We start from the raw sequence: 15575 nt of genomic DNA on the forward strand, positions 1-15575 counted from the left end.
CGCTGCTGCCCAATTTTTTTTCTTGACTTGGTAAAAGAAAAATAACGATACTAACCAATTCGTTTTGAGGATCAAGCATAAAAGAAAAAGGAGAAGCGTTTTGAGAGTTCTATTGGTTGTATATGATAACGATTCCTATATTCACTGGTTTCCACAGGGATTGGCTTATATCGCATCGGTTTTGAAACAACAAGGGTATGAAATTGAAATTTATAGCCAGGATGTTCATCATTATCCCGATGAACATTTGACCGCTTACCTGGATCAACATAAATTTGACATCATCGGTGTCAGCATTATTGCCGGTTATTACCAATATAAAAAATTGCTTGCTATTTCCCAGGCCATTCAAAAATCAAAACAACGGCCGGAACATTTTATTTTAGGTGGACACGGGCCATCACCTGAACCGGAATATTTTTTAAGAAAAACCGGTGCAGATGCCGTTGTGATCGGGGAAGGGGAAGAAACGGTTATAGAACTTTTTGAAGCATTGGGTACTCACAGTTCGCTAAAAGAGATAAAGGGAATTGCCTACCTGGACGGCGGAAATGTGCAAATTAATGAAAGAAGAGAGCTCATACAGGATATAGACAGCATTCCCTGGCCGGCATATGATCTTTTCCCCATGGAATATTACAGGCTATTGAGAATGCCCCATTGCACTCATTCTGATTTTGTCATGCCCCTGCTTTCCGGAAGGGGATGCACCTTTAACTGCAATTTTTGTTATCGCATGGATAAAGGCTTTCGCCCGAGAAGCGCCCGGGCCATTGTAGAAGAGATACAATACTTAAAAAAAGAGTTTAACGTATCCTATATCGCTTTTTCAGACGAGCTTTTGATGTCATCCCAAAAACGCACGGTTGAGATCTGTGAAGAATTTTTAAGGGCGGATCTGAATATCAGGTGGGACTGCAACGGCAGACTTAACTATGCCAAACCCGAGGTTCTCGGGATTATGAAAAAAGCCGGGTGCGTTTTTATCAATTACGGTATAGAGGCCTATGACGATGATGTGCTGAGAAAAATGAACAAGGCCCTTTCCATCCGGCAGATAGATCAGGGGATTGAACAGACATTGGCTGCCGGAATAAGTCCGGGACTGAATATGCTGTTCGGTCATATTGACGACACCCGGGAAAGTTTAAACGCTGCCGTGGAATTTTTGATCCATCATGATGACGGCGCCCAGATGAGGACCATTCGGCCGGTTACCCCCTATCCAGGATCTCCTTTGTATGCCTATGCCATTAAAAATGGCTTGATAAAAGATATCCAGGATTTCTATGAAAACAAGCATTTGAATTCAGACCTGTTTGCAGCCAATTTTACAAACCTATCTGAGGATGAGTTGTATTCCCAGTTAGCAGATGCCAATATTCGGTTGATCGAAAATTATTTTGAGAATAAAAAGAGATCCATGGCTGAGCAGACAAAAGAGCTGTATGAAACCAGGGATGCTTCATTTCGAGGATTTCGGCAGGCATAAATCATCGGGGAATATAGAGTTGAAATTAAAAAACAAAAAAATTCTGGTCACCGGGGCTGACGGATTTATCGGTTCCCACTTGGTTGAAATGCTGGTTGAATCCGGAGCCAAGGTCAAGGCCTTAAGTTATTATAATTCATTTAATGACTGGGGATGGCTGGAAGCCCTTGGCTGTCTGGATGATATTGAAGTGGTTTCAGGAGACATCCGGGACCCTCATTTCTGCAGGGAAATTACAAAGCAGGTGGATATTATTTTTCATCTTGCCGCTTTAATTGCCATACCCTATTCCTATGTTGCGCCGGATTCTTATGTGGATACCAACGTGAAGGGAACATTGAACATCTGTCAAGGGGCAAAGGAAAACGGGTGTGAACGTCTGATTCATACCTCAACCTCTGAAGTCTACGGTACGGCCCAATATGTCCCCATTGACGAAAAACACCCCTTGCAGCCACAATCCCCCTATTCAGCCAGTAAAATCGGGGCAGACCACATGGCCTTAAGCTTTTATCTGTCCTTTGGCCTGCCCGTGACCATTGCCAGGCCCTTTAATACCTTTGGCCCCCGTCAGAGTGCAAGGGCGGTGATACCGACCATCATCGGTCAGATTGCCAAGGGTAAAAAACAGATTAAGCTGGGCGATGTGTCACCCACCCGTGATTTCAATTATGTGAAAGATACCTGCAAGGGATTTATCGCTTTGACCCTGTCAGACAAAACCATTGGTGAGGTGGTCAATATCGGGTCAGGAGTTGAAATTTCCGTGGCGGACACCCTTGATCTTATTAAACAAATAATGAACTCAGATGTTGAATTCATAATGGATGATCAGCGATTGAGGCCCAAAAATTCAGAAGTGTTCAGGCTTTGTTGTGACAATACAAAAATTCGCCAGTTGACCGGTTTTACACCACAATATTCCCTGGCCCAGGGATTGAAACAGACCATTGACTGGTTTGTGGATCCCAACAACCTGTCACGTTATAAAACAGATATTTACAATGTTTGACGATCTCATTGAATTTATAAGGGGCTGGTATCAAACCCGTGATTTTATCCCGCTACATGAGCCGCGTTTCAAGGAAATTGATAAAAAATATGTTCTTGATGCCATTGATTCAACCTTTGTTTCCAGTGTGGGCGAATATGTAAACCGGTTTGAGAAAAACCTTGCCTCCTATCTCGGGGCAGATCATGTCATTGCCATAGTCAACGGAACCACCGCACTTCAGGTGACCCTTAAGCTGGCCGGTGTCTGTAGTGGTGATGAAGTCATAACCCAGCCTTTAACCTTTGTTGCAACGGCCAACGCCATCGCCCAGAATAATGCCGACCCCGTGTTTGTTGATGTAAGCCTGAAAACATTGGGCCTTTGTCCGGATGCCCTTGAAAAATTTTTAAGTCAAAGAACCATAAGAAAAGGGGATAAAACTGTTAATAAAGTCACTGGAAGGCCTGTTAGTGCAATCGTTCCCATGCACACCTTTGGACATCCGTGTGAAATAAAAAAAATAACAGACCTGGCAGAAGATTGGAATATCCCTGTTATTGAAGATGCTGCCGAAGCACTTGGCTCAAGTATCGGGGGGAAATTTTGCGGAACCTTTGGAAAAATGGGAATTCTAAGTTTCAATGGAAATAAAACCATCACCTGCGGCGGGGGCGGGGCAATCATTACAAATGACCAAGAGATTGCAATCCGTGCCAAACATTTGACCACCACGGCAAAAATAGATCATCCCTGGAAGTTTATTCATGATGAAATCGGATATAACTACAGGATGCCGAATTTAAATGCAGCCCTTGCCTGTGCCCAGCTTGAACAATTGGATGAGATCTTAAAGGATAAACGGAAATTGAGCATGGCCTATGAAAATTTTTTTAAAGCGAGTCAATGGGGGCAGTTTTTTAACGAACTCAAAGGATATACAAGTAATTTTTGGCTGAATACAATAATGACATCAGATAAAAAACAGCGAGATGACCTGCTGGAAAAAACAAATGAAGCTGGAATTATGACCAGGCCTGCCTGGCAGTTAATGCCGGATCTTCGGATGTATAAAAATTGCCAAAAAGGGGATTTGAAAAATGCAAGATGGCTTGCAGATAGAATTGTAAACCTGCCAAGTTCAGCGAGGATTAATGTCTGATAGGAAAATAATCCTTATCGGAGGGGGAGGTCATTGTCGGTCTTGTATTGATGTTATAGAGGTATGCAATGAATTTAAGATTGCAGGAATAGTGGAAAAGCCGGGTGATAAAGCTCAGACGATCCTGGGATATCCAGTTATAGGGTCTGATGATGATCTTAAACGCTTGAAGCTAAAATATGATTATGCATTTATATCCATTGGCCAGGTCGGATCATCAACCCTGCGGCAAAAAATTTTTAACCGGTTAAAAAAACTTGAGTATACATTGCCGGTTATTGTTTCTCCTTTGGCCCATGTTTCAAAGCATGCAAGAATAGGTGAAGCTAGTGTCATCATGCACCAAGCCATTGTAAATGCCGGTGCGGATATCGGAAAAAATTGTATTTTAAACACAAGATGCCTTATTGAACATGATGTAAAGATAGGGGCTCACACCCATGTTTCCACTGCTGCCGTGATAAACGGGCAGGCTGTGATCGGCTCCGGCAGCTTTGTGGGATCAAATGCAACCATTGTTCAGGGTGCCAAACTTTTGGATCATTATTTTTTTAAGGCCGGAAGTCTTGTCACCGGTAAAATGAATGGAAATCCTATACAGAACAGATAGTCGATTAATCATTCACTCCGTCATTATTTACGGTATGCCGTAACTTCCAGTCCCCGTTAACTTTTTTCCAAAGATGATCAGATCTGAATTTGTCCGTCAATTCAGATCTGAAATAATCAGGATCAATTTGTAAATAGTCCATGACTTCGCCAAAATAACGATCCGGGAATTCGCCATCAAACCGTTTGACAAGGGCCTGACCTTCTTCCCGTGTTATATGATTATTCCGTATCTCCTGGGAAGCATCATAACTTGCCCTGCCAATACCAAATTTTATAAACGTCGTATAATAATGCAGATCGTCTATTTTATCATCAATACTGTTATACTTGCTATATGTTCCCTGGCTCCGGAAAGGGCGGGCTTTAAAATCCGTATGTTCCACGGCATAGTAATATGCTTCCTGGGGAGTCCATTTCAAATAATAGCCCAGATAATGGACTTCCATGTTTGAGTTTTCAAGCTCATCAACCCTGGGCGGTAAAAAAGACATCAGATCATTTAGACAAAGGCCGTGGGTGTCAATTATTTCCTTGACAGTGATTCCCCCAAGATAGATGTCATTCAGATTTTTCATTGTATAATAAGATTTATCTCTTAAGGATATTGAATTTTCAGCAATCGGGTTCCCATATTCAGCCTCATTTTCACCATAAAAAACCAAGGGAATATTATATTTTAGAGAAAGTTTTGGTGCGATGTTTTTTTGGCCTAAAATAAATGTCTGAAAAGGATGAAAAAGATTTTCTATGGATAATTTGGTTAATATTCTCATCACCCTTCCGTTTCGGTTAAAGCTGATGTTGTCAAATCCGCCGACATCGATCCAGTTTTTAAAATTTTTATAACCATAATCGGTATACAGGATGGGGGGCCAGGTGACCGTCAACGGATTCATCCCATATTTATATTTAAGAACATGGGCCTGTAATGCGCTGTCTTTTCCCCCGCTGCCGGGAACCAGGCAGTCATAGCTGCCGTCATTTTTTCGATGCTTGTCTAAAAGTGCCAACAGTTTTTCTTCTCTTTTGTTCCAGTCAATTTGAGTCTCTTTGTGTTCTGCTACCCTGCAGGCATCACAAACACCCTCGTCATCAATGGCCATGGTTTGCTTTTTGGTATTGAGGGTATGAACGAATTCAACCGCTGATCCCGGCCTTTGATTGGATATGACACATTTGTTACAAAATTTCACATCTGAAGGTAATCCGTATTTGGCTTCCAATTGATTTTTCATAAGTTTAAGACCTTTCTTTGACTAAGTTCGCCCAATTTTTATAAAAGAGAATTCCTTTTTCAGCACTTTTTTCAGGATGAAACTGAGTGGCAATAATATTGTCCCGCATAATTGCAGAGCAATAATTGACATTTTCATAATTCGTTGTTGTGAGGATGTCTTTATCATTCGATGGTTTTGAGTAAAAGGAGTGTACAAAGTACATATATTCTCCATCATCAATTCCTTTGAGAACATCTGCTGACCCATTTAAATGGGAATTGTTTTTATGAATTTTATTCCAGCCAATTTGAGGTACTTTTATTGTATTTTTACCAGCAATTGATGGGAATTTTATCACCTCACCATCAATGACACCTATTCCGGCAGACCCTTCAAACTCATCGCTTCGGGTAAGTAAAAGCTGCATTCCCAGGCAAATACCTAGAAATGATTTGCCAGATTTTATATACGCTTTAATCGGTTCGACTAAATTCAGTTCATTCAAGTGCTGCATTGCCTTGGCAAATGCCCCTACACCGGGTAAAATTACCCCGTCTGAATCCAAAATTTCTTTTTCATCTGATGTGATCAAGGGGTCCATCCCGACATGCTTACATGCGTGTTGAACGCTGAAAAGGTTCCCCATTTGATAATCAATAATGGCAATTTTCATAATAGACCCATAAAATATTTTTTATCAAGAAAAATCAATTTCGACAGTGAATTTTGATAGAATTTAAATATTGTTTAAGAGAGATAAGATCCGTGTATGAAAACTTATTTGATCTTTTACCAAAATTTAAAAATTCAAGATTGCCTTCTTCTTTGAAATCATTTTTTGATGAGATTTTGTCGATGGTATCGTAATGTATCATGGAAGCCAGGGAAACAGCATCTGCTTTTCCTGTTTCGATAATTTCTTTTACATCGGCTTGTTTTCCGCATCCCCCATGGGCGATAACGGGTATTGTTACACAATTTGATATGGTTTTTGTTAAATTAATATCAAACCCGCATCCTGTTCCTTCATTATCAACCGATGTAATAACGATTTCTCCGGCTCCCAGTTCCTCAACCCTTTGCGCCCAGTGAACAACTTCAATTCCGGTATGTTCTCTCCCATTATCCGTATAAGCAAGGTAACTGTCGTCAGATTGTTGTATCGCTTCAATGGTAACCATTATGGTTGAAGAACCAAATTCTCTGCTTGCTTTTTTTATCAATTCGGGATTTTTAATGGCTGCTGTATTCAAAGAAATCTTGTCTGCTCCGGCTCTCAGGACGTTTTTTATATCATCAAGGTTTCTTAATCCGCCTGAAACCGTAAGCGGGATAAAGATTTTTTTGGCTGTTTTTTTTATTATCTCATGGAGGCTGTTTCGCTCATACAAACTTGCCACAACATCAACAAACATTAATTCATCGGCTTGATTTTCATAATAGTATTCGGCAAATTGTTCTGGTTTGCCTAGAACCCGTAACCCTTCAAGATGAATTCCTTTTACTAAATTGGGACCCTTGATATCCATCCTTGGAATAATTCTGATTGTTTTCATAATTCCATTTATTTCTTTGTGCTCTTTTATATCATTAAGATGTCTACCAGGACTGATTGTATTATTATCCAAGTTGATACCATGAAGACCATTAAATATAAAGAAAAAATCGGTCCTGTCTATTGAAAACTTTAGACATTATCCTGTTGTTGGACGGTTTGGGTTGAAAACAATGGGCCAATTGGTATAGGATTCGATTTAGAATTTTTTGAACCAAAGAATTTGTACTGATGAGAAACATGGGAGGGTGACAGGGGATAAAAAATGATAAGTCAACATGGAAAGGTTTTCATCATCGCTGAAGCCGGGGTCAATCACAATGGCAGCGTTGATCGGGCCATAAAAATGGTAAAAACTGCGGCCCAAACAGGGGTGGATGCCATAAAATTTCAGACGTTTTCAGCACACACCCTGGTTACACGAAAAGCTGAAAAAGCGGATTATCAAAAAAGAACATCGTGTCAAAAAGAATCTCAGTTTGAAATGCTGAAAAAGCTTGAATTGTCTCACAGTGCTCATCTTGATTTGATCCAGGCATGCAAAACATACAATATTGAATTTTTATCGTCACCTTTTGATCTTACGGATATCGATTTGCTTGTGCAATTGGGATTAACCCGGTGGAAAATTCCGTCTGGCGAAATTACCAATCTGCCGTATCTAAAAAAGATTGCTTCTTTTGGACAAGAGGTCATATTGTCCACCGGGATGTCGGATCTTGATGAGATTGAAGCGGCGTTGTCTGTTTTTAGAAAATCCGGTATCTGTTTGGACCAGATAATTGTCTTACATTGCAACACTGAATACCCGACACCTATGCAGGACGTTAATCTCAGAGCTATGTGGACCATAAAAGAGGCGTTTCCCGGTATTAAGATCGGTTATTCCGACCACACCAATGGCATTGAGATTCCCATTGCAGCCGTTGCCATGGGAGCGACAATGATCGAAAAGCATTTCACCCTGGATAAAAATTTGCCGGGTCCAGATCACAAAGCCTCCCTTTCACCTGAAGAATTGCAACAAATGGTCCGGGCGATCCGAAATATAGAAATAGCCCTTGGTAATGGCATAAAAAAACCAAGCCCATCAGAGAAAAAAAATATGGCAATTGCCCGAAAAAGCATTGTGGCAGCCTGCAATATTGCCCGGGGAGAAAAATTTACCAAAGATAATTTGACTGTGAAGAGACCTGGAAACGGAATGAGTCCCATGAAATGGGATGATCTAATCGGCAATATTGCTGTAAAAAATTATAAAAAAGATGATCTGATCGATGCGTAAGATATGTGTTTATACGTCTACAAGGGCGGATTATGGCCTTTTGCGTGCGCTACTCAAACAGATCTGTCAAAGCCCTAAACTGCAGTTACAATTATTGGTCAGCGGCACCCACCTGGTTCCCGATCAAGGCATGACAATCCAGGAGATTCGCAAAGACGGGTTTGAACCTGATAGATGCGTGGGCATCGATTTTTTTGATGATTCTTCAAAAGGTATATGCCATTCCATGGGAATAGCAGTTGATGAATATGGGAAGTTTTTAGCTGAATATGCTCCGGATTTGCTGGTTATACTTGGTGACAGATTCGAAGCATTCTGCTGTGCCGCGGCTGCCCAGATTTGTCGGGTTCCTGTGGCTCATATCCATGGGGGGGAAACAACACAAGGGGCTATTGATGAAGCTTTCCGGCACAGTATCACTAAAATGGCACATCTCCACTTTCCTTGTTGTGAGGTATACCGGCAAAGGATCATTCAGATGGGAGAGCAACCCGATCATGTCTATAACGTCGGTGCCCTGGGAGTGGAAAATATCAGAACCTTAAAGCTAATGGGACGGACAGATCTTGAAAAATCGATCGGGTTTAAACTGGATAAACCGTTTTTTCTTGTAACATTTCATCCGGTGACGTTAGAAAAGAACAGTTTTGAAGAACAGTTTGCACAACTTTTGGCTGCCCTGGACCAGTATCCTGATTATAAATTTATTTTTACCGGGTCAAATGCAGATACCGGCGGAAATGTAATTAATCAAATGCAAAATGATTATAAAAAACGGTATCCGGACAAATGCCTTGTCACGCCATCCCTTGGATATTTAAGGTATCTTTCCGCCATGAAACTTTGTGAGGCGGTGATTGGAAACAGCTCCAGTGGCCTCATAGAAGCTCCGGCTCTTGAAGTTCCAACGATAAATATTGGAGATCGGCAGAAGGGAAGAATTAGAACAAAAACAATTGTTGATTGTGATCCTGATAAATTTTCAATCGTTTCTGCCATAAAAAAGATCTCTGAAGATACATTCCATTCCAGTTTTAAAAATACAAATATTCCCTTTGAAAGGGCGGGTACTTCAAAATTGATTAAGGAAATACTGGAAACAGCCGATTTAAAAGGTATCCTTCGTAAGGAATTCTATGATATCAAACATTAATTAAAAATTTAATGCAGATTTACAGGAAAAAAAATGAATGGGTGGAAAAAAACATCAGTAGGCCCTGAGACCAGTATAAAAGAGACAATCGCTGTCATTGACAAGAGTACGCTTCAGATTGCCCTTGTTGTTGATCCGAATGATAAACTTCTTGGAACTGTGACAGATGGTGATATCCGCAGGGGGATATTAAAAGGCATCGATCTGGATGAACCTGTCAAACGGATCTTTTATGTCTCTCCACTTACTGCCTCAATTGATGATGATCCCAAGACCATGCACAGGATTATGAAGGAGCAATTGATTAATCAGCTTCCCATTGTAGATCATGACGGCAGGGTTGTTGAACTTGTATTTTTGCGGGATATTCTCAAAGAAAAAAAAATTGACAATCCGGTTATCCTGATGGCAGGCGGTCTTGGTACTCGTCTTCGTCCTTTAACAGAAGATTGCCCCAAACCGTTGCTGAAGGTGGGGGGAACTCCGCTGCTTGAAACTATCCTGGAAGGGTTTATCAACAAGGGCTTTCACACCTTTTATATCTCGGTGAATTATAAATCGGAAATGATCGAGGAATACTTCGGTGACGGCTCAAAATGGGGTGTCCGTATTGAATATTTAAGAGAAACCCAACGGTTGGGCACAGCCGGAAGTATAAAATTATTGCCGGAAAAGCCATCCCTGCCCTTTTTTGTGATGAACGGAGATCTTCTGACCAAGGTCGATTTTAATCAGCTTCTTGAATTTCATATCAATAATAATAAACTCAGCAACGCCATGGCAACCATGTGTGTCAGGGAATACAACATGCAGATCCCCTATGGGGTCATTCGGCAGGAAGGAAACAAACTTGTAAAACTGGATGAAAAACCGGTTCAAAGGTTTTTTGTGAACGGAGGAATTTATGTGTTTGAGCCGGATATGATCGATTTGATACCCGATGACAAATATTTTGATATGACCCACCTTTTTGACACAATGATGGAAAAAAACCATAAAACAGTGGTATTCCAAATCAGGGAATACTGGATGGACATCGGTCATAAAAGGGATTTTGAGACTGCTGACGGTGAATACGGAGAGATCTTCTGGGGTTGAAATGATATGACGTTAACCGAGCATAGTCCATACAACTGGCTGAAAAAATTAAATCAAACTATTTTTTCGGTAAAAAGCAAAAAAGACGGAGAACAGATCGGTCTTGAAAACGCTTGCCTTGTCGCAGGAAAGATAATCCGCCAGACAATTGAATCCGGTGCATCGATTTGGTGGGTTGGCAATGGCGGCAGTGCAGCCATCTGTTCCCCTTTGTCACAGGACACACTCAACAAACTTGATGCACGTTCCTTTTGCCTGGCAGATCCCTCTTTAATTACCTGTATGGCCAATGATTTTGGGTATGAGAATGTGTATGTGAACCCCCTTGAAAAACTTGCAAAGCCAAAGGACCTTTTAACCGCGATTTATAGTTCTGGCAATTCTAAAAATATAATTTTGTGTGCAAAAATGGTATTTAAAAAAGGGCTGAATCTCATTACCCTCAGCGGATTTGAAGAAAACAACCGGCTGTGGAATATAAAAAGCCATCTGTCTTTTTTTGTACCGACTGACTTTTATGGCATTGCAGAGCTGAGTCACGAAGCGATTCTTCATGGGATCATCGAATCCCTCTGGCTTGAAAAGCAAGCATTTTTAATTAAGAATGTTTAATAAAAAAAGAATACTTGCTGTTATCCCTGCCAGGGGAGGATCAAAAGGAGTCCCTCGCAAAAATATAAAATTAGCTGGGGGAAAACCCCTCATCGTCTGGATGATTGAAGCAGCAAAAAAATCTGAATATATAGACCGAATAATACTTTCATCGGATGATCAAGAGATCATCGCAACTGCCAAAAGTTTTGGGTGTGAGGTCCCTTTTATCCGTCCTTCAGAACTGGCTCAGGATGAGAGTTCTTCTTCTGATGCTGTTATCCATGCACTTAATAAAATTCCCGGATATGATTATGTCATGCTTTTACAGCCGACTTCTCCCTTGACCATAGGAGAGGATATAGACGGGTGCATAAAATTGTGTATACGCTCTAACGCTAAATCAGTTGTATCTGTGACCGAACCCGATAAAAGCCCTTATTGGATGTTTAAAATGGGATCACACAACAAACTTGAATCGGTCCTTGGCGGAGAATATTTACAAAAACGAAGGCAGGATCTTCCGGAAATATACATGCCCAATGGTGCCATTTACATTGCAGAATCCCATTGGTTTTTGGATCATAAATCATTCTATTCAGATTCGACCTCTGGGTATGTAATCCCACAGGAACGGTCATTGGATATTGATTCAGATATTGATTTTGAATTGTTTGAAGTGGTTTTGGAGAACAGAAAGGGCGAAAAAAATGGTTGAAAAAATGGTTGTAATTGGAAGTAATTCATTTCCAGGTTCTCATTTTGTTAACAGGGCTCTGGATTCTGATCTGGAAGTGATTGATATCAGCCGAAGTTTTTTTAAGATTTCATCATTGTCTGTCAATAACCCATCAAGGTTTCTGGATGGCATAAAGGTTTTAAATATTTTTTAAATATTTTTAAAGGTTATAGGGAGTTGACCAAAGCATTCTCTTGCTTTTTCATGATTTTCATCAAGTACATAGGTGTCACCAATAAAGGATAAAATCGGGGGAAGTTCATTTTTGTCTTCAAGTACATTAATAAGGAACAACAAAATTGTACGCGCATTCCCTAATCGTTACTCGTTGACCGCTTGTTGGGCGATTGCATACAATGTTTCGCCCATATCTTCATCCAGAACACCTCTTTTAAGCAGCAGCTCAATAACGTTCTCAAAATTGTTATCAGCGATCAGTGCCCAAAGTTTTTCTTTTTCTTGCTTACAAATCAATTGTGCAAGTAAAGTTACTTGTTGTTTTATCTGCATTTTTCAGCCTGGTGTCCCTGGTGTAAATATGGTTTGTTATTTCCAATAATTCTGTTGTAAATTCGGCAAAGATCTCCTTGGCTAAGGATAATTTGCGGTGATGTTAAGATGATTTTTTACCATCTGTTTTTTCGTTTATGGCTTCCATTTTCAACTTTAATTGCTGGTAGGCAGCTTTGGCCGCTTTGAATTGGTCTGTGGCCATATAACAATCGCCTATTTTTTTAAGCAGATGGATGTTTTCAGGAAGATGTATAAAGCAGTTTTCATATGCGATGATGGCATCTTCACTCTGGCCTGCGCTATGCAGGCTGTCACCGATTGTTTCCCAATAGTCTGCAAATTTTTTATCCAGTTCAATTGCCCTGTTAAGTGATTCAATTGCTGAGTTAAAGTCTCCTGACGTGAACTGGGTATCGATGATTCCAGAATGAATTTTATGGTTGTCAGGTGAGTATTGAATCGCAGATTGAAATGATAAAAGTGCATTGGTGTAATCTTTTTCCGATAGAAAGAACTTTCCTTTATACAAAAAGATATTGCCAACAATCTCTGGTGAAATTAGTTTGACTGTTTTTTTCTGGCTTATGGCAAATTCATACCATTCGGTGATAAGCGATGCTGTTTCATAGGTGTTCTTTTCAACATCGGACTTGATGGTTTCAAGATCCTTTTTAAGGATAATTCCCAACTCTTTGATTAATCCACCATTGTCCGGTTGATATTTTAAACCCTTTTTTAGCAAATATTTTACACTTAATTCCCGGCCTGGTTCCATCTTGAAATATACGGCAGAACTTAGAAATTTATCGGCCTGCTGCTGTAAAAATAATTCAATTGCCCGGCTAAGTTCCGGATCATATTTTTGTGCGGTTTGAAAATAGTTGTCTGCTGTTTCATCCATATTAAATTGGGCGTAATAACAGCCAAGGTAAAAATTAACTTCTCCTGATTTTGGCATGATTTTGGCAAGCTCTTCCAGCAAGTTTTTTGCCAGGTGATAATTTTTTGACAGAACATAATGTCTGGTTAATTTGAGTTTGTTTTGTTCTGGATCCTCTCCTTTTGCTATCCGGGTCAGGTATTTTTTTTCATCCCTTTGGAAGGATAAAATCATGTCCAGGTTTTCTGCAAGCAGTGAAAGCGTTTCTTTCCGGGTGGTATTGATGTCCGACAATCGGTCTATATTCATTATGAACCAGTCAATATACCTGTCTGGATCATTTTCTATGATTGAAATATCCTGTTTTTGACGTTCACTGTTTTTGAGCCCTTCCATGGTTATTTCTTCCAACATTTTCCAGATCGTTTTTTCCTTGTCTATGGCATTGTGAAAGTTATCTATTTGATTGATCTGTTTTTTTTGTTTCGTGGGAAACATATCAAAGGCTTTGATCTGTTTTTTTTTGTTTTTTAATCGTTTGATTTCTTTAAACACTTTCTTTGCCATGGCATCGGCGTTTTTAATCGTTTTTTGCAGTTGTTTTGTCGTGTGGAGTATATGATCAAACTCGGCAGTTATTTTTTCTATGGATATGGGTTTTGCGGTTGAATAAAATTCTTTCAGACTATTGGTAGTATGGATCTCTTTCTTACAATGTTCGGCAATAACCTCTTTTAATGTCAGGATTTGGGTGCCTTCTATGTTGGCACCTCCTTCGGTGGCATTAATATGATGCTTATCTGATTTAGCAATGGCAGATTCAAAAAATTCTTTCATGCTCAAAAAGGCACGGTCAGTTCGAAGAATTTCACCATGAATACCGATAACGGTTTCTCCATGTACATGATCGGTTATGGTTTCTGTTGGTGCGGTCCCCTGAAGAACAGTGCCTTTTGCATGGGAGGCACTGTCAGAATTCGGATAGGCAAGGTCCTGACCCATGAAGACAATAGGATCACATCCTAGAATATGGGCTGCAATGAGATTTAAATGTGCCACCGTGGTGGCACCTCCGGTCAGAAGTTTTCCACCAACCAGTGAGTTGAGCCATTTCTCCAGTGGTTTGGCTGTAAATGTCCAGAATACCTGATCAGCCGGAAAAACTTTGGGCGTTTTGGGATTTACCCAGGATGCAGTGATCAACGCAATATCTTTAATCTGGGGGGCTAAATCGGCAAATTTTTCAAACGTAAGGTCCAGGGGGTCAATACAGGTTAGAAAATGAGGGTGAACGTTATTTTTCAGCAGGGCCGGGAGCACAGTATCAACCGCAATAATAACTGCCTTTTCCTGGATTTGCTTTAGAAGATGAATGTTTTTATCTAAAGAGGGGCCTCCGGCAACCAGAATGGCTGGGATTTTATCATATTTGTTTTGTAAATTTTCCAATAACTGGTGATGATGTATCGTGCTCATATGGCTGAATCGATTATTTAGAAAATCTTTACCCAGCGCCCTGATGGTTGTTCCGCCAACATTGACGCTGTTGATGTGTGAAAAAAGATCATCTTTGAGCTGAGTATACCCCTTGTGATTAAAATTGAATGAGGGTTTATGATGCAGGAGGTTTGCATCTTCAAAATTCAGGGTTCGATATGCTGGGGCCAGGGTATCGGAAATGTCATTTTCAGATCCAATACTCAGGATAAGCCTTGGATCCTTCAATATGGCTGAAAGATCAATATTTTTAAGGGCCTGTATGAAAATCCCGGGTTCCAGCTCAAATAGGGCCAGGCGCTGGAGCTTTGGCCTCTCTTTTAATATTTTTAGAGCGGAATAACAAAGTCCCATTCCAAGGATTGCCACAAAGCCTTTATGGTCTGCCTCTATTTTGTCTAAAAAGTCCAGGCTGTCTTTTCCAGGATTTTGTTCATAATGGAAGAAAATAGGATTTCCCTGGCTATCTGTTATTTTGAGATTGGGCATTCCATTTGGAGCGGGAAAGACGGTTCCCATAGCTTTTGGAGGATTTTCTGTCATTTGTTTGAAAACATCAGGGTGATGTCTCTCCAAAAGTGCGATGTTTGAATTATAATAATCTGTGAATTCTTGATTCATGGGTGTCTCTCCAGAGGCATTTGATCCTAAAAAATATAATATTCAGTTCTGTTTATCCTAAAGGTTGATAAAAAGAGAGTCAATGTTAAACTATGCAGAGTCCTTTTAAGCCTGCAGGGAGTTTGTAAAAACGATTCATTTCATTCCGTATAAATTTTTCCTGGGAGAA

General features: G+C 40.3%; 15 protein-coding genes. 10 read left to right on the forward strand and 5 right to left on the reverse strand.

Annotated features, from left to right (window positions below):
• Positions 1-100: 100 nt before the first annotated feature.
• Genes ACZ45G_RS03845 through ACZ45G_RS03860 form a run of 4 tightly spaced genes read left to right on the forward strand, consistent with a single transcriptional unit; the run spans position 101 to position 4255 of the window.
• Positions 101-1492, forward strand: coding sequence for a B12-binding domain-containing radical SAM protein (locus ACZ45G_RS03845; protein WP_464175356.1), 1392 nt, complete (start codon positions 101-103; stop codon positions 1490-1492).
• A 19-nt stretch (positions 1493-1511) separates the two neighbouring features.
• Positions 1512-2504 carry an NAD-dependent 4,6-dehydratase LegB gene (locus ACZ45G_RS03850; RefSeq protein WP_464175357.1) on the forward strand — a complete coding sequence of 331 codons (993 nt, stop codon included), beginning with the start codon at positions 1512-1514 and terminating at the stop codon, positions 2502-2504.
• Complete coding sequence (locus ACZ45G_RS03855) at positions 2497-3645, forward strand: LegC family aminotransferase (RefSeq protein WP_464175359.1); 1149 nt, start codon at positions 2497-2499, stop codon at positions 3643-3645. Before ACZ45G_RS03850 ends, ACZ45G_RS03855 begins: the two co-directional genes overlap by 8 nt.
• Positions 3638-4255, forward strand: coding sequence for an acetyltransferase (locus ACZ45G_RS03860; RefSeq protein WP_464175360.1), 618 nt, complete (start codon positions 3638-3640; stop codon positions 4253-4255). The genes ACZ45G_RS03855 and ACZ45G_RS03860 overlap by 8 nt, the downstream gene beginning before the upstream one ends.
• 4 nt (positions 4256-4259) lie before the next feature.
• Here ACZ45G_RS03860 and ACZ45G_RS03865 read toward each other — a convergent pair whose 3' ends face one another.
• The 3 genes from ACZ45G_RS03865 to hisF are packed head-to-tail and all read right to left on the reverse strand — an operon-like array spanning position 4260 to position 7030.
• Positions 4260-5492: an N-acetyl sugar amidotransferase gene (locus tag ACZ45G_RS03865; RefSeq protein WP_464175362.1), complete on the reverse strand. Its 1233-nt coding sequence runs from the start codon at positions 5490-5492 to the stop codon at positions 4260-4262.
• 4 nt (positions 5493-5496) lie between these two features.
• Positions 5497-6147 (reverse strand): imidazole glycerol phosphate synthase subunit HisH, encoded by a 651-nt coding sequence (hisH, locus tag ACZ45G_RS03870; RefSeq protein WP_464175363.1) that lies wholly within the window; start codon positions 6145-6147, stop codon positions 5497-5499.
• Between the two features lie 34 nt (positions 6148-6181).
• Positions 6182-7030, reverse strand: a complete 849-nt coding sequence (gene hisF / locus ACZ45G_RS03875) for an imidazole glycerol phosphate synthase subunit HisF (RefSeq protein ID WP_464175364.1) — start codon at positions 7028-7030, stop codon at positions 6182-6184.
• 264 nt (positions 7031-7294) lie between these two features.
• Here hisF and neuB point away from each other — a divergent pair, with 264 nt between their 5' ends.
• The 6 genes from neuB to ACZ45G_RS03905 are packed head-to-tail and all read left to right on the forward strand — an operon-like array spanning position 7295 to position 12049.
• A complete protein-coding gene (neuB, locus tag ACZ45G_RS03880; RefSeq protein ID WP_464175365.1) occupies positions 7295-8314 on the forward strand; it encodes an N-acetylneuraminate synthase in 1020 nt (339 codons plus the stop codon).
• Entirely contained in the window at positions 8307-9467 is a 1161-nt protein-coding gene (gene neuC, locus ACZ45G_RS03885; protein ID WP_464175366.1) for a UDP-N-acetylglucosamine 2-epimerase, read from the forward strand. Before neuB ends, neuC begins: the two co-directional genes overlap by 8 nt.
• Before the next feature lie 33 nt (positions 9468-9500).
• On the forward strand, positions 9501-10565 hold the full coding sequence (locus ACZ45G_RS03890; RefSeq protein WP_464175367.1) for a nucleotidyltransferase family protein: 1065 nt from the start codon (positions 9501-9503) through the stop codon (positions 10563-10565).
• A 6-nt stretch (positions 10566-10571) separates the two neighbouring features.
• Entirely contained in the window at positions 10572-11177 is a 606-nt protein-coding gene (locus ACZ45G_RS03895) for an SIS domain-containing protein (RefSeq protein ID WP_464175368.1), read from the forward strand.
• Positions 11170-11874, forward strand: a complete 705-nt coding sequence (locus tag ACZ45G_RS03900; RefSeq protein WP_464175369.1) for an acylneuraminate cytidylyltransferase family protein — start codon at positions 11170-11172, stop codon at positions 11872-11874. The genes ACZ45G_RS03895 and ACZ45G_RS03900 overlap by 8 nt, the downstream gene beginning before the upstream one ends.
• Positions 11867-12049, forward strand: coding sequence for a hypothetical protein (locus ACZ45G_RS03905; protein WP_464175370.1), 183 nt, complete (start codon positions 11867-11869; stop codon positions 12047-12049). The genes ACZ45G_RS03900 and ACZ45G_RS03905 overlap by 8 nt, the downstream gene beginning before the upstream one ends.
• 167 nt (positions 12050-12216) lie before the next feature.
• On the opposite strand, the gene ACZ45G_RS03910 is transcribed toward ACZ45G_RS03905, so the two are convergent.
• Both ACZ45G_RS03910 and ACZ45G_RS03915 read right to left on the reverse strand, forming a co-directional pair.
• Positions 12217-12405, reverse strand: coding sequence for a hypothetical protein (locus ACZ45G_RS03910; protein ID WP_464175371.1), 189 nt, complete (start codon positions 12403-12405; stop codon positions 12217-12219).
• A 103-nt stretch (positions 12406-12508) separates the two neighbouring features.
• Positions 12509-15406 carry a motility associated factor glycosyltransferase family protein gene (locus ACZ45G_RS03915; protein WP_464175372.1) on the reverse strand — a complete coding sequence of 966 codons (2898 nt, stop codon included), beginning with the start codon at positions 15404-15406 and terminating at the stop codon, positions 12509-12511.
• Positions 15407-15575: the final 169 nt, after the last annotated feature.

This window comes from Desulfoconvexum algidum, from assembly GCF_055382125.1.